Origin of the sequence: Micromonospora sp. NPDC023814, assembly GCF_040639595.1 — a bacterium.
Taxonomy (GTDB): domain Bacteria; phylum Actinomycetota; class Actinomycetes; order Mycobacteriales; family Micromonosporaceae; genus Micromonospora.
On the sequence record NZ_JBFAAF010000007.1, the window covers coordinates 1 to 19,002 of the forward strand.

General features: G+C 73.4%; 17 protein-coding genes and 1 pseudogene. 10 read left to right on the top strand and 8 right to left on the bottom strand.

Annotated features, from left to right (window positions below; all coding sequences use genetic code 11):
- Positions 1-400 precede the first annotated feature (400 nt).
- On the top strand, positions 401-1,282 hold the full coding sequence (locus tag AB0G14_RS05300; protein WP_357693951.1) for a trypsin-like serine protease: 882 nt from the start codon (positions 401-403) through the stop codon (positions 1,280-1,282).
- A gap of 163 nt (positions 1,283-1,445) precedes the next feature.
- Here the strand turns inward: AB0G14_RS05300 and AB0G14_RS05305 are convergent, their stop codons facing one another.
- Positions 1,446-2,045, bottom strand: coding sequence for an ATP-dependent Clp protease proteolytic subunit (locus AB0G14_RS05305; RefSeq protein ID WP_357693953.1), 600 nt, complete (start codon positions 2,043-2,045; stop codon positions 1,446-1,448).
- Positions 2,046-2,180: 135 nt separating this feature from the next.
- On the bottom strand, positions 2,181-2,705 hold the full coding sequence (locus tag AB0G14_RS05310) for a helix-turn-helix transcriptional regulator (RefSeq protein ID WP_357693956.1): 525 nt from the start codon (positions 2,703-2,705) through the stop codon (positions 2,181-2,183).
- Positions 2,706-2,964: 259 nt separating this feature from the next.
- Between AB0G14_RS05310 and AB0G14_RS05315 the strand changes: the two genes are divergently transcribed.
- The gene (locus AB0G14_RS05315; protein WP_357693958.1) at positions 2,965-3,978 is read left to right on the top strand and encodes an NAD-binding protein; all 1,014 of its coding nucleotides are present in this window, start codon (positions 2,965-2,967) and stop codon (positions 3,976-3,978) included.
- A gap of 437 nt (positions 3,979-4,415) precedes the next feature.
- Positions 4,416-6,215 carry a trypsin-like serine protease gene (locus AB0G14_RS05320; protein ID WP_357693960.1) on the top strand — a complete coding sequence of 600 codons (1,800 nt, stop codon included), beginning with the start codon at positions 4,416-4,418 and terminating at the stop codon, positions 6,213-6,215.
- Between the two features lie 126 nt (positions 6,216-6,341).
- Here the strand turns inward: AB0G14_RS05320 and AB0G14_RS05325 are convergent, their stop codons facing one another.
- The 3 genes from AB0G14_RS05325 to AB0G14_RS05335 form a co-directional block, all read right to left on the bottom strand.
- Positions 6,342-7,376 carry a 2-oxoacid:ferredoxin oxidoreductase subunit beta gene (locus tag AB0G14_RS05325; RefSeq protein ID WP_357693963.1) on the bottom strand — a complete coding sequence of 345 codons (1,035 nt, stop codon included), beginning with the start codon at positions 7,374-7,376 and terminating at the stop codon, positions 6,342-6,344.
- Complete coding sequence (locus AB0G14_RS05330; protein ID WP_357693966.1) at positions 7,369-9,216, bottom strand: 2-oxoacid:acceptor oxidoreductase subunit alpha; 1,848 nt, start codon at positions 9,214-9,216, stop codon at positions 7,369-7,371. Before AB0G14_RS05330 ends, AB0G14_RS05325 begins: the two co-directional genes overlap by 8 nt.
- Before the next feature lie 305 nt (positions 9,217-9,521).
- Positions 9,522-10,931: a hypothetical protein gene (locus AB0G14_RS05335; protein WP_357693969.1), complete on the bottom strand. Its 1,410-nt coding sequence runs from the start codon at positions 10,929-10,931 to the stop codon at positions 9,522-9,524.
- A gap of 124 nt (positions 10,932-11,055) precedes the next feature.
- Here AB0G14_RS05335 and ndhC point away from each other — a divergent pair, with 124 nt between their 5' ends.
- Positions 11,056-11,433, top strand: coding sequence for an NADH-quinone oxidoreductase subunit A (gene ndhC / locus AB0G14_RS05340; RefSeq protein ID WP_350678128.1), 378 nt, complete (start codon positions 11,056-11,058; stop codon positions 11,431-11,433).
- Positions 11,434-11,522: 89 nt separating this feature from the next.
- Here the strand turns inward: ndhC and folP are convergent, their stop codons facing one another.
- The gene (gene folP, locus AB0G14_RS05345; protein ID WP_357693973.1) at positions 11,523-12,392 is read right to left on the bottom strand and encodes a dihydropteroate synthase; all 870 of its coding nucleotides are present in this window, start codon (positions 12,390-12,392) and stop codon (positions 11,523-11,525) included.
- Between the two features lie 221 nt (positions 12,393-12,613).
- Here folP and AB0G14_RS05350 point away from each other — a divergent pair.
- The 4 genes and pseudogenes from AB0G14_RS05350 to AB0G14_RS05365 all read left to right on the top strand — a co-directional run.
- Positions 12,614-12,973, top strand: a pseudogene (locus tag AB0G14_RS05350) (DivIVA domain-containing protein); the annotation flags it as partial.
- A gap of 455 nt (positions 12,974-13,428) precedes the next feature.
- Positions 13,429-13,926, top strand: coding sequence for an SRPBCC family protein (locus AB0G14_RS05355; RefSeq protein ID WP_357693976.1), 498 nt, complete (start codon positions 13,429-13,431; stop codon positions 13,924-13,926).
- 175 nt (positions 13,927-14,101) lie between these two features.
- Positions 14,102-14,683 (top strand): DNA-3-methyladenine glycosylase I, encoded by a 582-nt coding sequence (locus AB0G14_RS05360; RefSeq protein ID WP_357693978.1) that lies wholly within the window; start codon positions 14,102-14,104, stop codon positions 14,681-14,683.
- Between the two features lie 13 nt (positions 14,684-14,696).
- Positions 14,697-15,320 carry a hypothetical protein gene (locus AB0G14_RS05365; RefSeq protein ID WP_357693981.1) on the top strand — a complete coding sequence of 208 codons (624 nt, stop codon included), beginning with the start codon at positions 14,697-14,699 and terminating at the stop codon, positions 15,318-15,320.
- A 104-nt stretch (positions 15,321-15,424) separates the two neighbouring features.
- On the opposite strand, the gene AB0G14_RS05370 is transcribed toward AB0G14_RS05365, so the two are convergent.
- The gene (locus AB0G14_RS05370) at positions 15,425-16,216 is read right to left on the bottom strand and encodes an enoyl-CoA hydratase-related protein (protein ID WP_357693983.1); all 792 of its coding nucleotides are present in this window, start codon (positions 16,214-16,216) and stop codon (positions 15,425-15,427) included.
- The gene (locus AB0G14_RS05375; protein WP_357693986.1) at positions 16,213-17,037 is read right to left on the bottom strand and encodes a PaaX family transcriptional regulator C-terminal domain-containing protein; all 825 of its coding nucleotides are present in this window, start codon (positions 17,035-17,037) and stop codon (positions 16,213-16,215) included. The genes AB0G14_RS05370 and AB0G14_RS05375 overlap by 4 nt, the downstream gene beginning before the upstream one ends.
- 190 nt (positions 17,038-17,227) lie before the next feature.
- Here AB0G14_RS05375 and AB0G14_RS05380 point away from each other — a divergent pair, with 190 nt between their 5' ends.
- Both AB0G14_RS05380 and AB0G14_RS05385 read left to right on the top strand, forming a co-directional pair.
- Positions 17,228-17,395: a DUF3117 domain-containing protein gene (locus AB0G14_RS05380; protein WP_007455245.1), complete on the top strand. Its 168-nt coding sequence runs from the start codon at positions 17,228-17,230 to the stop codon at positions 17,393-17,395.
- 129 nt (positions 17,396-17,524) lie between these two features.
- Complete coding sequence (locus AB0G14_RS05385) at positions 17,525-18,997, top strand: leucyl aminopeptidase family protein (protein ID WP_357693988.1); 1,473 nt, start codon at positions 17,525-17,527, stop codon at positions 18,995-18,997.
- The last annotated feature ends 5 nt before the right edge of the window (positions 18,998-19,002 follow it).

The window sequence follows — 19,002 nt, forward strand, 5'->3', positions numbered from 1 at the left end:
CTAGACAGCTCCACTCCACAACCGGAGGCCTTCACCTGCCTACGACATCAGATCGTGTCGTCACACAATCTCGACCAACGTCCCTGGGCAGTACAGCTAGGCCGCCGGACGGGGCGTGGGCGTGTCGGGGAGGGCGGGCCGACGGCGCGGGCGACAGCCGGAGTCGGTGTTTCGCCGGCGCCACGAGAAGGCCAGCCCACCGGGAAGGCCGGGCCTCCGGATGTAACGAGATTCGCTGGCAAGACGCTGCGCTTGCAGCCCGCGAATATTCCCAGCCCCGGGAATAGGCTCCGCATATCGACGGCCGCCACCTGCGGCCATCGCGTACCGCGGGTCGGACGCGGATCGAGGGGGCGCGTCCGGCGCCGGTGCCGCTTCCCGTTTCACACCGGAGGACCCTGTGCGTCGTACCGCACTCTTCGCCACGCTGACCACCGCGGCGCTCGCCGCGGCCGTCCTCGCCGCCACACCGGCATCCGCGATCAACACCTACAACGCCCTGCCCGCCCCGGAGCGCACCGAGGTCGGCGCCCTGATCGTGCAGTGGGACCGCGACGGCGATCCCGGCACGCCGGACGTCGTGGACTGGTACTGCTCCGGCACCATGATCGACCGCGACGTCTTCCTGACCGCGTCGCACTGCACCACCGACTGGTCGCCGGGCGCCCGCTTCTACGTCTCGCTCGCCCAGGACGTGGAGGCGGAGCTGGCCGCTGCGAAGGCCGCCGGGCTCAGCCCGGCGCAGGTGGCCGCCGCCGTCGGCGTCGAGGGCACCGAGCACGTCCACCCCGACTACCCGGGCAACTCCGCCGACTCGCACGACATCTCCGTGGTCACCCTCGACGTCGCGCAGGCGGCCGAGCTGGACCGGCGCTGGGACTTCACCCCGGCCACCCTGCCGGCGGCCGGCCAGCTCGGCGCGCTCGGCTCCCGGGCGCTCGACGCGGCCCGCTGGGAGGTCATGGGGTACGGCACGGCGGAGGCCCAGCGCGAGCCCGGCGGGCACGTCCACCCGGGCGGCGGGGTGCGGATGAAGGCGGAGGTCGGCTTCAACGCGCTCAACAGCACCTGGGTACGGCTCGCCATGAACGAGAGCCGCGACTACGGCGGGGCCTGCTACGGCGACTCGGGCGGCCCGAACTTCCTCACCATCGGCGGGCAGCGGCTCCTCGCCGCCACGACGATCACCGGCGACGCCCCCTGCTACGCCACCAACGTCACCTACCGGCTGGACAGCGACAGCGCCCGAGACTTCCTGGACGACTTCGTCGATCTGCCCTGACGGCGGAACGCGGCGGCGGCCGGCGGGACCATCGTCGGCTGCCGCCGCGCGTCACCGCCCGGCCGCCCCCGTCGCCGCGGTGCCGGCCGTCGGTGCCGGCCGATCCGGCTGCCGTGCCGGCTCGGCCCCGCTCGCCCGGCCGCCGCCCGACCCGGCCGGGCGGTCAGCCTTCGGGCAGCTGGGCGACCTTGGTGAGCACCTTGTCGATCAGGCCGTACTCGCGGGCCTGCTCGGCGGTGAACCACCGGTCCCGGTCCCAGTCCTGCTGGATCTCGTCGAGGGTGCGCCCGCTGTGCCGGGCGATCAGCTCCTGCATGGTCCGCTTCACGTGCAGCATGTTCTCGGCCTGGATGGTGATGTCCGCAGCCGTGCCGCCCATCCCGCCGGACGGCTGGTGCATCATGATCCGCGAGTGGGGCAGCGCGTAACGCTTCCCGGCCGTCCCGGCGCAGAGCAGGAACTGCCCCATCGAGCCGGCCAGGCCGAGCGCCAGGGTGGCCACGTCGTTCTTGACGTAGCGCATGGTGTCGTAGACGGCCATTCCCGCGCTCACCGAGCCGCCCGGCGAGTTGATGTAGAGGAAGATGTCCCGGTCGGCGTCCTCGGCGGCGAGCAGCAGAATCTGGGCGCAGATCCGGTTCGCCGACTCGTCGGTCACCTCGGTGCCGAGGAAGATGATCCGCTCCTTCAGCAGCCGGTTGAACACCTGGTCGTCGAAGGACGGATGCCCACCGTCCAACATGCGTACGCCCGTAGCGATCATCGCGCGCCCTCCCACAGTGCCGGCGGGCGACCGGAGGCGCCCGGGGGACCGGCCCCTTCAGACTGCCCGCTGGACGGCGCGTCGCCGTAACAATTCTGCCCGCGGCAGATCCGCTGAGGGCGGAAGCGGCCGGGCCTAGACGACAGCCAGCCGCCGTCGGCCCGACCGGCACCGTCCGCAGCCGAGCACCGCACTGGTACGCGGCCCGGGGTGACCGCCGCGCGCGGAGGCGGAGCGTCCGACCCGGACGGTCGGCCCGCCGGCCCGGGGAGCCAGGTGGAGCAGCGGCCTGCCGGTCCGGAGACCGACTCGGGCGACCGGCCTGGCGTCGGGGGCGTCCGCCCGCTCCGGCCCGACCGATTCGGGGCCGGCCGGCGCGGCTGCGGCGGAGGCCAGTTCCGCCCGGGGCGCCGCCGGGATGCGCGGCTCGACGCGGCGCAGGTCGTCGCGCGCCTCTTCGAGCAGGTCCGACAGGTGGATGCCGAGCGCCCGGCAGATCGCCGCGAGCACCTCCGAGGAAGCTTCCTTCCGACCGCGTTCGACCTCGGACAGGTAGGGCACCGACACCCCGGCGGCCTCGGCCACCTCGCGCAGCGTGCGGCCCTGCCGCAGGCGGAGCCGGCGCAGCACCCCGCCGATCACTCGTCGCAGCAACGACATGCGGGCCTCACTCTCGTGGTCGCCGTCGGGGACACCACCCCCATCATGCCCTGTCCCGGCCCCGAGAACCGGCCCGGTCGGCGCGCCGCCGTACGGGAGCCACCGCGGCGGACCAGCGCGTCCAGGTTGCCCGCCCGCCGCCACCGCCGCATCCGGGCGCCCGACCGGTTGCCCCGTCGGCGACCCCGCCGTGCGGATTCCCGTCGGGCCGCTATGTTGTGGGCGTGCAGGCGACGACGGAGTCGGGGCAGGTCAACAAGTGATCCACTTTCCCGCGCAGCGACGGGGCCCACTGAGCGCGCTGAGCCTCCGCCTTGCCGCCGCCATCGGCCTGGTCTTCGCCACCGTCGCCGTGGTCTACCTCGACCGGGACGGCTACCGCGACGTCAACGAGGACGGCATGACCCTCCTCGACTGCTTCTACTACACGGTGGTCACCCTCTCGACCACCGGCTACGGCGACGTCACCCCGGTCAGCCAGACGGCCCGGCTGGTCAACGTCGTCTACATCACGCCGGCCCGGGTGATCTTCCTGATCATCCTGGTCGGCACCACCCTGGAAGTGCTGACCGAGCAGTACCGCACCGGGCGCCGCCTGTCGCGGTGGAGGAGAGCCGTGAAGGACCACGTCATCATCTGCGGCTACGGCACGAAGGGCCGCAGCGCGGTCTCCGCCCTGCTGGAGAACGGGCTGGACAAGTCCCGGATCGTGGTGGTGGAACGCAGTGGCCCGGCCCTGCGGCAGGCCACCTCGGCCGGCCTGGTGGCGATCGAGGGATCGGCGACCCGCTCGTCCGTGCTGAACGAGGCGCACGTCCGCAACGCCAAGGCGGTGATCATCGCGACCGACAGCGACGACGCCTCGGTCCTGGTGGCGCTGACCGTACGGCAGCTCACCGCCGGCCAGGTGCGGATCATCGCCGCCGCCCGCGAGGCGGAGAACGCCCCGCTGCTCAAGCAGAGCGGCGCGCACCACGTGATCGTCTCCTCGGCCACCGCCGGCCGGCTGCTGGGCCTGTCCACCTCGGCCCCGCCGCTGATCGACGTGGTGGAGGACCTGCTCACTCCCGGCCAGGGCATGGCGCTGGCGATGCGCTCCGCCGAGCGGGCCGAGGTGGGCCGCTCCCCCCGGGAGCTGGACTCGCTGGTCATCGCCCTGGTCCGGCGCGGCAAGGTGGTGACGCTGGCCGACAAGGCCGGCGCGGTCATCGAGACCGGCGACATGCTCGTCCACGTCCGCGACGACCGCCCTCAGGCGACCACCGCGCCCTGACCGGCCCCGCGCCCTGACCGGCCCCACGCCCTGACCGGCCCCACGCCCTGACCGGCCCCGCGCCCTGACCGGCCCCGCGCCCTGACCGGCCCCGCGCCGGCCGACGCCGGGCTGGCTGGGTGTGCCGGCATCGCCGGCGGTCGTCGCTGGACGGCCGCCCCGGTCCGAGCCTTTGGGCTGACCAAGAATCGTCTTCGCGGATCTTTTTCCGCGCCGACTCGTTTGCTACGGTTTGGCGGCTTGGAATCGCCGGTGAGCGTTATCGACCGCAGTCGACGCGCCGTCAATGGCACAGGCACGACGGGGGCTTCATCTTTCGCACGTGGGCCGACGCCCCGCGCGTCGATCGTCGTCTTCCCGTCCGGTCGGGCGCATCTCCGCCGAGCCGTTCCGAGCACCTCGTTAATCGAACGACGGGAAATCAATCAGTGGCTGAAGTGGCAACATCCGCAGGAGCCAGGCGGCGTTGGTCGGCCGGCGTCGTCGGCCTCGCCCTCGCCGGTGCGGCGTTCGTCGCACCCGCTACCGTCGCTCAGGCCGCCCCCGCCGGGGACGGCGTGTACGACGCGGCCAGCGAGTCCGGGACCAGGAACCTGGACAGGCTGCCGAACCTGCACAAGGGCAAGCTGGAGCTGCCCTCGCCGGGCGCCAAGGGACCTCGGTTCCAGACCGGCACGGGTCCGTCGCCGCGCATCGTGAAGGGGGAGTTCGCCAGCGCGTCGGAGTTCCCCTACATCGTCGGCGTCGTGACCAGCTTCGAGTACGCCGGAGATTTCTACTGGTACTGGTGCACCGGCACGATCATCGCCCCCAACAAGGTGCTGACGGCCGCGCACTGCACCGCCGACGGCCCGGGCACCACCCGTGTCATCGCCGGTAACGACCAGCTGGTAGACAGCAACGGCAACATCGTCGGCGGCAGCGGGTTCGTCGCCGACGTCGGTTCCACCTGGACCCACCAGAGCTGGAACATCAGCGCGGTCTACAACGACCCGACGATTCCGATCAAGCACGACGTCTCGGTGCTGACGCTCAAGCAGAACCTGCCCGCCGAGTACACGCCGGTGACGCTGAGCACGCAGGGCGACTCGACGCCGTACCAGGAGGGCACGAGCGCGGTCATCGCCGGCTACGGCGTGACCGACTCGGACGAGGAGAACCCGGACAGCCGCCTGCGCAAGGGGACCGCTCCCATGCGGTCCGACTCGGTCTGCAGCACCTACGGGTACGACCCGAACGCGATGACCTGCGCCGGGGCGGGCACGCCCAGCGTGCCGAGCACCGACACGTGCGGCGGTGACTCCGGCGGTCCGCTGATGGTCGGCGGCAAGCAGGTCGGCATCACCAGCTGGGGCTTCGAGCCGTGCGGCACGAGCCCGGGCTACTACGTCCGGCTGAACAACTACGTGAACACGGTCAAGGAGGACCTGACCCGTCCGCCGCTGATCAACGCCGACTGGGCCGGTGACGGTCACACCGACCTCATCGCCCGGGACACCGCCGGCAACCTGAAGCTCTTCGAGGGCGCCGGGTTCGCCAACAACGGGTACGGCGGCTTCTACTACGCGCCGAAGCAGCTCAACTCGGGCTGGGGCAGCTTCAAGCGGGTCTTCCGCGTCTACAACTGGAACGGCGACAAGCGGCCGTCCATCATGGCGATGAAGACCACCGGTGAGCTGTACATCTACAACACCGACGGGGCCGGCAACTTCGTCGGCGGCGGCAAGCTGATCGGCACCGGCTGGGCGAACTTCACCGCGCTCATGGTGACGAACAACTGGATGGGCAACAACCGCCCGAGCCTGCTGGTCCGCAAGTCCAACGGTGACCTCATCCGCTACACCAGCAACGGTGCGGGCGGCTGGGAGAACCCGTCGGGCACCCGGATCGGCACCGGCTGGAACGGGTTCAACCTGTTCCTCACGCCGGGCGCCTGGAAGGGCGACGGGCTTGAGGTGATCATCGGTCGCACCTCGACCGGTTACCTCAAGATGTACCAGTCCGACGGCAAGGGCGGCTGGACCAACCCGGCCGGCACCCAGATCGGCAGCGGCTGGGGTGGCTTCAAGAGCATCATGACGCTGGGCGACTGGAACGGCGACAACATGATGGACATGCTGGGCGTCAACAGCAGCAACCAGATGCGGCTCTACACGACCAACGGCAAGGGCCAGTGGATCGACGCGAGCGGCAAGGTGATCTCCAGCGGTTGGGGCAGCTACAACCTGATCTTCTGATCAGGGGAGCCACTCCCGCGCAGTAACGAAAGGGGCCCGCAACCGACCGGTTGCGGGCCCCTTTTCGTCCTTGGCGTTGCGGCGGCCGGTCGCTCCCCCTCGCGGGGCGGCGACCGGCCGCGCCGGTCAGAGGATGGTCCAGGTGTCCCCGCTGGCGAGGAGACCGGCGAGCTGCTGCTCCGGGGTCTCGGTCACCGTCGCCCTCGCCGCGGCGAGCTGCCCCTGCACCACGCTGTCGTAGGACGGGCGGTCGACCGAGCGGAACACCCCGATCGGGGTGTTCCGCAGGTCGAGGCCGGGCAGCCGGGACAGCGCGAAGGCGTACGCCGGGTCGGTGACCGTCGCGTCGTGCACGACGATCTCCCCGGGGCTGACCGAGGCGGTCTCCCGGACCTCCAGGCCGAACCCGCCGGGCGGGTGCACGACGCAGAACTGCCCGTCCTTGCCGAACGTGATGGGCTGCCCGTGCTCCAGCCGGATCAGGTAGTCGTCCCGGGTGGCCGGCTCCTTGAGCTGGTCGAACGCCCCGTCGTTGAAGATGTTGCAGTTCTGGTAGATCTCCACGAACGCCGAGCCCTGGTGCTCCGCCGCGGCCCGCAGCACCGACTGGAGGTGCTTGCGGTCGGAGTCGATGGTGCGGCCCACGAAGGTGGCCTCGGCGCCGAGGGCGAGCGAGAGCGGGTTGAACGGGGCGTCGGCGGAGCCGGCCGGCGTCGACTTCGTGACCTTGCCGACCTCGGAGGTCGGCGAGTACTGCCCCTTGGTCAGGCCGTAGATCCGGTTGTTGAACAGCAGGATCTTCAGGTTGACGTTGCGGCGCAGCGCGTGGATCAGGTGGTTGCCGCCGATGGAGAGGGCGTCACCGTCGCCGGTGACCACCCAGACCGACAGGTCGGGGCGGCTGGCCGACAGGCCGGTGGCGATCGCCGGGGCGCGGCCGTGGATCGAGTGCATCCCGTAGGTGTTCATGTAGTACGGGAAGCGGGACGAGCAGCCGATGCCGGAGACGAAGACGATCCGCTCGCGCGGGATGTTCAGCTCCGGCATGAACTGCTGGATCGCGGCGAGGATCGCGTAGTCGCCGCAGCCGGGGCACCAGCGCACCTCCTGGTCGGACTTGAAGTCCTTGGCGGTGAGCTTGAGGGCGACGGGCTCAGACATTCTTCAGGACCTCTTCCAGCATCGTCTCCAGCTCGTTGGCCGTGAACGGCAGGCCGCGGACCTGGTTGTAGCCGATCGCGTCGACCAGGTACTTGGCCCGGATCACGTGGGCGAGCTGGCCGAGGTTCATCTCGGGGATGACCACGCGGTCGTAGGAGCTCAGCACCGTGCCGAGGTTGGCCGGCATCGGGGCGAGGTGCCGCAGGTGCGCCTGGGCGATGGAGTGGCCGCGCTGGCGCAGGCCCCGGCAGGCCGCGCCGATCGGCCCGTACGTCGAGCCCCAGCCGAGCACCAGCACCCGGGCGTCACCGTTCGGGTCCTCGACCTCGACGTCCGGCACCGGGATCGTCTCGATCCGGGCCGCCCGGGTGCGCACCATGAAGTCGTGGTTCGCCGGGTCGTACGAGATGTCGCCGGTCTTGTCGGCCTTCTCCAGGCCGCCGATGCGGTGCTCGAGCCCGGCGGTGCCCGGGACGGCCCACGGCCGGGCCAGGGTCTCCGGGTCGCGCAGGTACGGCAGGAAGGTGGTGCCGTCCTCGCCGTTGGGCTTCGTGGCGAACTCGACCCGCAGGTCGGGCAGCGACTCGACGTCGGGCAGCAGCCACGGCTCGGACCCGTTGGCGACGTAGTTGTCGGACAGCAGGATGACCGGGGTGCGGTAGGTCAGCGCGATCCGGGCCGCCTCGATGGCCGCGTGGAAGCAGTCCGCCGGCGACCGCGGCGCGACGACCGCCACCGGGGCCTCGCCGTGGCGGCCGTAGAGCGCCATGTTGAGGTCGGCCTGCTCGGTCTTCGTGGGCATGCCCGTGGAGGGGCCGGCCCGCTGCACGTCGACGATGACCAGCGGCAGCTCCAGCGCCACGGCGAGGGAGATCGTCTCGCTCTTGAGCGCCACGCCCGGGCCGCTGGTCGTGGTGACGCCGAGCGAGCCGCCGTAGGACGCGCCCAGCGCCGCGCCGACCGCCGCGATCTCGTCCTCGGCCTGCATGGTGAGCACGCCGAAGCGCTTGTGCTTGCTCAGCTCGTGCAGGATGTCCGAGGCCGGGGTGATCGGGTAGGCGCCCAGGAAGACCGGCAGCCCGGAGCGCACGCCGGCGGCCACCAACCCGAGCGACAGGGCCGCGTTGCCGGTGATGTTGCGGTAGGTGCCCGGCTGCATCTTCGCCGGCTTGACCTCGTAGCGGACCGCGAAGTCCTCGGTCGTCTCGCCGAAGTTCCAGCCGGCGCGGAACGCCGCGACGTTCGCCGCGACCAGCTCCGGGCGGGCGGCGAACTTGCGCTCCAGGAAGCGCAGCGTCGACTCGTAGGGCCGGTTGTACATCCAGGAGAGCAGACCGAGGGCGAACATGTTCTTCGCCCGCTCGGCGTCCTTCTTGGACACGTCGTGCTCGGCGAGCGCGCCGACCGTCATCGACGTCAGCGCCACCGGGTGCACCACGTAGCCGGCGAGCGTGTCGTCCTCGAGCGGGTTCGCCTGGTAACCGACCTTGGCCAGGTTGCGCTTGGTGAACTCGTCGGTGTTGACGATGATGTCCGCCCCGCGCGGCAGGTCGACGAGGTTGGCCTTGAGCGCCGCCGGGTTCATCGCCACCAGCACGTTCGGCGCGTCGCCGGGGGTCAGGATGTCGTAGTCGGCGAAGTGCACCTGGAAGCTCGACACGCCCGGCAGGGTGCCGGCGGGGGCCCGGATCTCCGCCGGGAAGTTCGGCAACGTGGAGATGTCGTTGCCCAGCTGCGCGGTCTCCGAGGTGAACCGGTCGCCGGTGAGCTGCATGCCGTCGCCGGAGTCGCCGGCGAACCGGATCACCACCCGGTCCAGTTGACGGATCTGCTTGGTCACGCCTGCACCTCGCTTCGCTGTGCGCGGTCGCGTGGGCGGCTGAACATGATGGTGACCTCGCCTAGCCCGGCCACGTGACCTCCTTGACGCACCGCTGCACCGGACCCGCGCGGGGCAGGCCCGGTCCGCCGTAGTTCCTCACCTGAGAGCCTACGTCGGATGGCCCTTCCAACTTTCTCGTAGGCCGCCCTGTGGGATGCGATCGGGCGGGGTTCCACACCGGTTTGCGGTGTTTCCGCCCGCCCGCCGTAATCCAGATCACCGGGGCGCCCGTCGATCCGGGCCGGGCGACCGGCTTCCCCGGGTCAGTCCGTCGGCGCGGGCGCCGTCGTCGGCTCCGGCACCGGGGCGCCCAGCCGCCGCCGCAGGGAGGTGGTGGCCAGTGTGAGGGCCAGCACCACCAGCAGCGTGGAGACCGCGATCAGGATGATCGCGGTCTGCCGCACCGACCCGCTCCCGCCGGCGCGCAGGGCGGGGGCGTCGGCGGCCAGCACGCCCTGCGAACCGGTCGGCGCGGGCGGCGAGACCACCGGGGTGGCCAGGGCGGCGGCCGCGGTGATCCGGAAGCTCATCTGCACCTGCCGGGCCCGGCCGCTGCGCGGGTCGAGCTTGCCGAGCACCGCGCCGGCCAGTGGGGCGATCCGCTGGGCCTCGGGCGTCGCGGACACCGGCAGCCGCAGGTGGGCGGCGCGGCCCGCGGGGACCGTGCCCAGGTCGCAGCGGGTCCGCGTCGGGCCGGCGGCGGTGCAGGCCGCCGGGGGCGTCGGCACGGTCACCCCGGCCGGCAGGACCACCTCGATCCGGCCGTCGGCGTCCACCCGGCCGGTGTTGCCCAGGCGTACGTCGAGCCCGCTCGCCCCGCCGCTGATGTCGAAGGCGACCTCGCCGGCCTCCAGCCTGATCCCGGGCGCCGGAGGGCCGGGCGGGAAGAGCACGGCGAAGCCCTCGTCGTCGCGCCCCGGCTCCGCGCCGGGGGCGGTCGCGGTGACCTGGACGGAGCCGCTGAGGGGCATCTGCCGCCAGGCGTCGCCGCCGACGCGTACGCGGATCAGGGTGCTGAACCGGGCGCCCGGCGCGCTCGTCCACTCGCCGCAGCGGTGTGCCCCGCCGCCGACGTGGGCGCAGCCCCGGGTGCCGGCGTCGGTCAGCCCGGCCGGGAGCGTGTAGGCGAGCCGGATCCGGGCGGGCGCCGCCCCGGTGTTGGTGACGGTCACCCGCAGCGTGGTCACGGTGCTCGGCGCGTTCCAGTAGGCGGCGGTCAGGGTGATGTCGTCGGTGGTGACGCGGACCCCGGCCGAGGGAGCCGCCGGGCTGCCCGGGGCGGGCGCGCTCGGGCGCACCGGTGGCACCGACGGCGCCGTCGGCGGCGCGCTGACGGTCGGTGCGGCGGTGGTCGGCGCCGGTCCCTCCGGGGCCGTGGTCGTCGGGGTCGGCTCGGTCGTCCCGGCCGGCGGCGTGGACGCCGGCGGCGGAGAGGTGGTCGACGGCGCCTCGCTGGGCACCGGTCCGGTGTCCGTCGGGTCCGCCGTCGACGGCTCCGCGCCGGGCTCGCCGACCGGGTCCGTGGCGGCGGCGACCCGGGCGGCGGTGGGGGCCGCAGCCGCCCAGCCCGGCACCGCGGCGACCGTGAGCCCGACCGCGAGGGAGATCGCCAGCAGGGGAGCCGTACGCCGGTCACACGCCCGTCGGCCGGGCCGTACGTCCACGCGGGCCATCTGTCCTCCGTGACGATGAGTGAGGGTTCCAATGTTCGGCAACTCTTGTCCACTGGCACTAGTCCCGCCCGGAAACAAGTCCGTAACGCTCGGCCGGCCGCGCGGGGCGGTAGGCTGATCGACCGTGACCGGTTACCTGGGCTCGTACGCGACGCTCGGGCTCCTGCTGCTCGCCAGCGTCCTCTTCTTCGTTACGGCGTTCTCGGCCAATCGGGTGTTACGTCCTGCCCGTCCGGCCGATCCCTACGGCAAGCGGGCCAGCTACGAGTGCGGCCTCGACCCGGTCGGTGCCGACTGGGCGCAGATGCAGATCCGTTACTACGTGTACGCGTATCTCTACGTGTTGTTCGCCGTGGAGTCCGTGTTCCTCTTCCCCTGGGCGGTGGTCTTCGACCGGCCGGGGTTCGGGATGGTGACGGTCGTGGAGATGGCGGTCTTCGTCGCGGTGCTGGCGCTGGGCATCCTCTACGCCTGGCGGAAGAACATCCTGCGCTGGACCTGACCCGAACCCGCCCGGCGCCGGCGATCGTCCGGCTCCCACCGCCCGCGCCGGCCGCCGTGGTCAGGTCGGGCCGCGCGAGGTCGTCGTGGTCAGGCCAGGCCGCGCCGGGTCGCCGCGGGCGGGCGGTCACCGCGGATCGACGCGACCATGTCGAGCACCCGGCGGGTGGGGCGGACCTGGTGCGCCCGGAACACCCGGGCACCCAGCCAGGCGGAGACGGCGGTGGCCGCCAGTGTCCCCTCCAGCCGCTCGGCCACCGGGAGGTCCAGCGTCTCGCCGACGAAGTCCTTGTTCGACAGGGCGACCAGCAGCGGCCAGCCGGTGTCGGTGAGCTCGTCGAGCCGGCGGGTGATCTCCAAGGAGTGACGGGTGTTCTTGCCGAAGTCGTGCGCCGGGTCGATCAGGATCCCGTCGGCCCGTACGCCCAGCCCGACCGCGCGCTCGGCGAGCCCGGTCACCGTCGCGACCACGTCGGCGACCACGTCGGGGAAGGCCGCCCGGTGCGGCCGGGTCCGGGGCGCCAGACCACCGGCGTGCGAGCAGACCAGCCCGGCGCCGGTCTCCGCCGCCACCCGGGCCAGGGCCGGATCGGCGCCGGACCAGGTGTCGTTGAGCAGGTCGGTGCCCGCGGCCACCGCCTCCACCGCGACCTCGGCCCGCCAGGTGTCGATCGAGATCACCACGTCGGGGAAGGCGGCCCGGACGGCGGCGATGGTCGCCACCGTGCGTCGGATCTCCTCGGCGACGTCGACCTCGGCGCCCGGGCCGGCCTTGACCCCGCCGATGTCGATGATCTCGGCGCCCTCCTCGACCGCTCGCTCCACGGCGCGCAGCGCGCTGTCCTGGGCGAAGGTCGCGCCCCGGTCGAAGAACGAGTCCGGCGTCCGGTTGACGATCGCCATCACCACCAGCTCGCCCGGGCCGAACGTCCGCCCACCGAGCCGAAGCGCCCCGGCCATACCGCCTCCTGAAGGTCCGCGCCGTCGTCCCGTCCCCGTCGCCGGCCGATCACGACGCTATCCGGTCCGCCGCCGCCGGGCCCGGCCGGTCGGTCGTCGCCGCGTCGTCGCGCTCCGCCCGTCGCCGCCGCCCCGCCGGGCGGCGGGCCGGCGCCCCGGTTCCGGTGCGCCGGTGGGGTGGTGGGGTCGCTCCGGCCCCTTCGACATGCCACGATCTGTGTATGGATCAGGTTCTGCTCCTGCTTGTCGTCGCGCTGACCGTCGCGGCCGTGGTGTTCGGTGTGACCGTGCTGGTCACCGGCCGGGATCCCGGCCTGACGCCGGCCGAGCCGGACGGGCGCGCCGTGCCGCTGCCGGCCACCCGCCCGCTTCGCGAGGCCGACGTGGGTGAGGTCCGGTTCGACACGGCGCTGCGCGGCTACCGGATGGACCAGGTCGACCAGGCGATGCGCCGGGCGGCCTACGACATCGGCTACAAGTCCGAGCTCGTCGGCGTGCTGGAGGCGGAGGTCGCCGCGCTGCGCGAGGGGCGGACCGCGGACGCCGACGCCCTGCGCCGCGCCCGGGAGCAGGCGGCCGGGACGACCGCCGCCGAGGCTTCGCCGCAGGCCCGGGGGACGGTGCCGGTCGGGGCCGACCGGCCCGACGCCGCCGGGGAGCGGGACCTGGTCGTCGAGCCGATCCCCGCGTTCGTGGGCCCGGGCACCGGACCGGCGACGGGTGACGCGGCGCCGGCCGGGTCGACCGGGTGGGCGGCGCCGGCTCCGGGCGCCGACTCCGCCGGGCGCTCCGACGACGCGCCCGCCGCCCCGGCGGGCGGCGACGGCACCGGGGACCGGACCGGCCGCGTCGCCGCCGGACACCCCGCCGGGGGAGAACCACGTGAGCCCGGGCGCGAGGACCTGACCGGCGACGACGACCAGGCCGTGTCACCGTCGGGCGACGACCGGGTGACGGCACCTTCGGGCGACGACGAATCGACGGCGCCGGCGGGCGACGCCGGGCGGCAGGGGTCGGTGGTCCGGTCGGAGTCGGCGTGACCGGGCCCGTGGGCGGCGACAACCTGCGCGAGGCGGCACAGCCCGGCGCGGGCGAGGTCACCGCCACGGTGATCGTCGACGCGCCGGCGGAGCGGGTCTTCGCGGCGCTGACGGCCTGGGAGCGGCAATCGGACTGGATCCCGTTCACCACCGTCCGCGTGGTCGAGGGGGACGGCGGCGAGGGCAGCCTCGTCGAGGCGGTCACCGCGCTCGGCCCGGCCGTGCTGCGCGACGAGATGCGGGTGGTCCAGGTGGACGCGCCCTACGAGGTCCGCGTGGTGCACTGCGGAAAGCTGCTGCGCGGCCCCGGCGTGCTGCGCTGCACACCGCTGGCGCGGGACCGCACCCAGGTGGTCTGGCACGAGTGGTTCCACCTGCCCGGCGGCCCGGCCGGCCGGGTGACCTGGCCGGTGCTGTGGCCCGGCTCGAAGTTCGGCCTGACCCAGGCGCTGAAGAAGTTCGGCCGGCTGGTCGAGCAGGGCCGGCTGCCCTGACCGTCGGCGATTGCGTGATCGACTCGACGTCCCTGACAGTCGGGGCGTCGACCCGGCCGGGACGCCCCGATCTCATTGACCTCGGCCTGACCGAGCCGTGCCCGCGGTGCGCGACGGACGCCGGAAGGCGGCCGCAGGCGACGGGGCCGTCGGGCCCGTGCCCTAGCGTGGACGCGTGACTGACCTGGTGATCGGCGCCGACGGGCTGCCGCGCTGCGGCTGGGGGACCAGCACCCCGGACTACGCCGCCTACCACGACACCGAGTGGGGCCGTCCCCTGCACGGCGACGACGAGCTCTACGAACGGATCACGCTGGAGGCGTTCCAGTCGGGGCTGTCCTGGCTGACCATCCTCCGCAAGCGCCCGGCGTTCCGGCTGGCCTTCGACGAGTTCCGGATCGAGACGGTGGCCGGCTACGGCGAGGCCGACGTGGCCCGGTTGCTCGCCGACGCCGGCATCGTCCGCAACCGGGCCAAGATCGAGGCGGCGATCGCCAACGCCCGGGCGGCGCTGGAGCTGCCCGAGGGGCTCTCCGCGCTGCTCTGGTCCTTCGCCCCACCGCCCCGATCGGCCCGGCCCACGTCCTTCGCGCAGGTGCCCGCGCTGACCGCCGAGTCCACCGCGATGGCCAAGGCGCTCAAGAAGCGCGGCTTCCGGTTCGTCGGCCCCACCACGGCCTACGCGCTGATGCAGGCCACCGGGATGGTCGACGACCACCTTGCGGGCTGCCACGTCGTGGCGGCGCGGGCGGCGTGATGGGATGGAGGCCATGACGACCGACACCGCGCACCGGGTGGACGGGGCGACCCACGCCGACGGCACGGGAGCCTGGGCCGTGCTGCTGCCCGGCGGGCGCTACGAGGCCGAGCGGCTCGTCCACCACGACACGCTCGAACTGACCGGCCTGGCCGACGCCGACCGGCCCCGCCCCGGCGACCGGGTGGCGGTGCTGGCCGACGAGCCGCCCCGGCTGGTGGCGCTGGGTCGGGTCGCCGCGGCCAGCGGCCAGGAGCGGGAGGACCCGGAGGATCCGCTCTCCGACCGGAGCGAGGCGCCGCTGGTGGTGGCGTACACCCGGCGTGCCTTCGACGAGCCGGTGCCGGCCGAGGCGGTGGCGCTCGACGGGCCGGTGACCGCGCTCGACCCGACGGTGTTCCGGGAGTTGGCCGACAAGCTCGGCCCGCCGCCGCAGCGGCGTTCCTGGCTGGTCAGCCTCGACCTGCCGATCGAGGCCGCCTCGCCCGCCGAGGCGGTCCGGCTGTTCTGGGCGTACGTGCAGGAGCTGGGGCCGCGTGAGCTGCCCGCCTTCGTCTCGCCCTCCGGCGACGAGCTGGCCATGCAGGCGTTCGTGCTCGGCGCGGAGGCCAACCAGGATCCGGAGGAGGACGACTGACCTGACCGGGCGACGTCACCGCGGCGGCGCCGGGCCGGGGCGGTTGCGCCGATGCCGGGCCACCCGGGCGGTCGCGACGCGACGCCCGGGCGGAGCCGGAGGCGTCAGCGGCCCTCGAAGACCGGCTTCTGCTTGTTGACGAAGGCGACGGTGGCGGCCTGGTGGTCGACGGTGCCCCCGCAGATCGCCTGCGCCTGCGCCTCGGCGGCGAGGGCGTCGGCGAGGGTGCCCGCGTCGGCGATGGAGAGCTGCCGCTTGATCGCCCCGTACGCGACGGTCGGACCGGCGGCCAGCCGGGCGGCCAGCTCCTGTGCGGTCGGCAGCACCTGCTCGTCGTCCACCACCAGGCGGTTGAGCAGCCCGAGCTGACAGGCCTCCGCCGCGTGCACCGGCTCGGCCAGCATCAGCAGCTCGACCGCCTTGGCGTGGCCGACCAGCCGGGGCAGCGTCCAGGAGGCGCCGGTGTCGGCGGCGAGCCCGACCCTGGCGAAGGCCATCAGGAAGCTGGTCGACGGCCCGCCGATGCGGATGTCGGCCAGGAAGGCGAGCGAGGCGCCCGCCCCGGCGGCCATCCCCCGCACCGCCGCGACCACCGGCTTCGGCAGGTTGGCCAGCCGGGCGGCGATCGGGTTGTAGTGCGCCCGGACGGTGTGCAGCGGGTCGCCGTCGTTGGACTCCAGCGTCTGCACGTGCTCGCGCAGGTCCTGGCCGGCGCTGAACGACTGGCCCGCGCCGGCGAGCACCACGGCCCGGCAGGAGCGGTCGGTCTCCAGCTCCGCCAGGGTGTCCCGCAGCGCCTCCTTGAGCGCCACGTCGAGCGCGTTCATTGCCGTCGGGCGGTTCAGCGTCAGGGTGACGACGGCGTCGGTGCGGTCGACGAGCAGGGGCTCGGTCACGTCTCACGACCCTTCTGTCGGGCGAGGCGGTTGCCGGCGTCGAGGCACTGCTCGACGTACCGGTCGGCGGCCGGCCGCAGCCGGGCCGCGTGCCGGTCGAAGAAACTGGCCGCGGCGGTGCCGGGCCAGCGTTCGGGGAGCAGCGCCGGCGGCAGCTGCGGGTCCCGGAAGAGGAAGGTACGCCACGCGTGCACGAGCCGGAACCGGGCGGCGTACGCCTCCTCGTCCTGGCTGCGTACGGTGACGCCGGCCAGCAGCGGCCGCTGCTCGGCGACGAACTGCTCGTACGCCTGGCCGATCTCGGTCAGGTTCCAGGCGCGGCGCACGACGCCCATCGCGCCGGGGGTGCCGGAGGTGTGCGCGGCGGTGAACCGTTCGTAGCGCACGCCCGCCTCGTCGAGCAGCACGTCCACGTCCTCGCCGGGGCGGGTGGCCACCCAGGTGCAGTCGTCCAGGGCCCCGTAGCCGAGGAAGGTCAGGTTGGCGGCGAGGCGTTGCCGTTCCCGCCGCGCGGTGGGCGCCTCCAGCACCAGCAGGTCGAACCGGCCGTCCCAGGTGATCCGGCCGGTCCGGTAGATCCGGGCGGCTGCCTCGTCCAGTCGGCGGGCGGCTTTCGGTGTGATCGAATATCCCGGTCCGGAGGTGAGCCGGCACGGGTCCAGCCACCCCTGGCGGACCATCCGGGAGACCGCCGTACGCACGGCGGGCGGGGCGATCCCGAGCGGCGCCAGCAGCTTGACCAGGGCGGCGACGGGTGCCCGGCCGCCCCTCGCCCGGAGGTGGTCGCCGTACAGGTCGAAGAGTGCCGACCGTGCCTGCATGACCGCACATTGTGACAGGCCTTCTCAGGATAAGCTAGATGCTGTTACATCAATGCTGCTTCGGTTTGGGTCCGGCGGTGTTCATCAGGGAAAATCGTTGGTCGACACCCCCGCGTACGTTGCGGGTGGTCAAGACGAAGTGGCTGTGGGGCAACCCACCGACCCTGGTGTAGGTCTGAGGGGAGACAACATGGCGGCGATGAAGCCGCGGACGGGCGACGGTCCGCTGGAAGTCACCAAGGAGGGCCGGGGCATCGTCATGCGGGTCCCGCTGGAGGGCGGTGGCCGGCTCGTCGTCGAGATGACTCCCGACGAGGCCAACGCGCTCGGTGACGCGCTCAAGGCGGCTGCCGGCTGACCGAGGAGCGGTCCGCGCGCCCGCGCGGGCGTTTCGTCAACCCCTGAGCCACCGGCCCGGCCGGTGGCTCAGGGTCTTCATTCCCCGCGGAGCCCGGCTCCGCGAGCTTTCCTGGAGGTACGGCTCCGCGTGCTCGCCATTCGTCTGCTCGTCGAGCCGCAACGGCCCGACGTCCTCGTGCTGCCCGTGCGGCCCGCCGCGGCCGACGACGCCCCGGCCCGGCCGGTCCCGACCGACGTGGCGCTGCCCGACGGCGTGGCCGAGGAGACCGCCGCCCTGGTCCCGGCCGCGCGCGCGACCGGGCGGCCCGGCGAGGTCCAGGCGCACCTCCGGCCCGGGCGCGACCCCGGCCGCCTGCTGCTGCTCGGGATCGGCGAGGGCGACGAGGCGGAATGGCGGACGGCCGGCGCGGCGCTCGCCCGGGCCGCCAGGGATGAGACGCGCGTCACTCTGGCCATGCCGGCCGGGGTCACCCCGGCGGCCGTACGCGGGCTGGTCGAGGGGCTGCTGCTGGCGTCGTACCGGTTCCGGCTGACCGAGGCAGGCGCCGCCGCGGCGCTGGCCGGGGTCGACGTCGTGGTGGCCGACCCGGAGGCGTACGCGCCGGCCGTGGAGGCTGCCGGCACGACCGCCCGGATGACCAGGTTCGCCCGCGACCTCACCAACACCCCGTCGTCGGTCAAGAACCCGGAGTGGTTCGCCGGCCAGGTCGCGCTCGCCGCGGCCGAGGTCGACGTGCCGGACCTGCACCTGCGGGTACGCGGCCCGGAGGAGCTGGCGGCGGAGGGCTTCGGCGGGATCCTCGCGGTCGGCGGCGGCTCGGCCAGCGCCCCGCGACTGGTCGAGCTGGACTGGCGACCGGCCGGCGCGCGTACGCACGTGGTGCTGGTGGGCAAGGGGATCACCTTCGACACCGGCGGCATCTCGATCAAGCCGGTGCCGGCGATGAAGCTGATGCGCAAGGACATGGCCGGCGCGGCGGCGGTGGTCGCGGCCACCCTCGGCGCGGCGGCGTTGCGCCTGCCCGTCCGGGTCACCACGCTCGCGCCGCTGGCGGAGAACATGCTCAGCGGCTCGGCGTTCCGCCCCGGCGACATCGTCCGCCACTACGGCGGCACGACCAGCGAGACCACCAACTCCGACGCCGAGGGGCGGCTGGTCCTCGCCGACGCGCTCGCCTACGCCGTCGCCGAGCTCAAGCCCGACCTGCTGGTGGACCTCGCCACGCTGACCGGGGCGAACGCGGTCGCGCTGGGCAAGCGGATGGGCGCGCTCTACAGCGAGAACGACGCGCTCGCCGCCGACGTGCTGGCCGCGATCGGGGCCGCCGGCGAGGCGGCCTGGCGGATGCCGCTGCCCGCCGACTACACCGAGCACCTCGGCAGCGAGCTGGCCGACCTGCACAGTTCGCCGGACCGGGGCGCGGGCTCGGTGATGGCCGCCCTCTACCTGCGGGAGTTCACCGGCGAGCTGCACGACCGGTGGCTGCACGTGGACATGTCCGCGCCGTCGTGGGCCGAGGGCGACGACGCCGAGCTGACCAAGGGTGCGACCGGCTGGGGCGTACGCTCGCTGCTGCGCTGGCTGGGGACGCTCGGCTGACCGCC

Coding starts and splice junctions, on each gene's coding strand:
- folP (WP_357693973.1), bottom strand. CDS start 12,392: ATGGCCGGGGCGCTTCGGCTCGGTGGGCGGACGTTCGGCCCGGGCGAG.
- AB0G14_RS05310 (WP_357693956.1), bottom strand. CDS start 2,705: ATGTCGTTGCTGCGACGAGTGATCGGCGGGGTGCTGCGCCGGCTCCGC.
- AB0G14_RS05380 (WP_007455245.1), top strand. CDS start 17,228: ATGGCGGCGATGAAGCCGCGGACGGGCGACGGTCCGCTGGAAGTCACC.
- AB0G14_RS05335 (WP_357693969.1), bottom strand. CDS start 10,931: ATGGCCCGCGTGGACGTACGGCCCGGCCGACGGGCGTGTGACCGGCGT.
- AB0G14_RS05305 (WP_357693953.1), bottom strand. CDS start 2,045: ATGATCGCTACGGGCGTACGCATGTTGGACGGTGGGCATCCGTCCTTC.
- AB0G14_RS05375 (WP_357693986.1), bottom strand. CDS start 17,037: ATGCAGGCACGGTCGGCACTCTTCGACCTGTACGGCGACCACCTCCGG.
- AB0G14_RS05325 (WP_357693963.1), bottom strand. CDS start 7,376: ATGTCTGAGCCCGTCGCCCTCAAGCTCACCGCCAAGGACTTCAAGTCC.
- AB0G14_RS05365 (WP_357693981.1), top strand. CDS start 14,697: ATGACGACCGACACCGCGCACCGGGTGGACGGGGCGACCCACGCCGAC.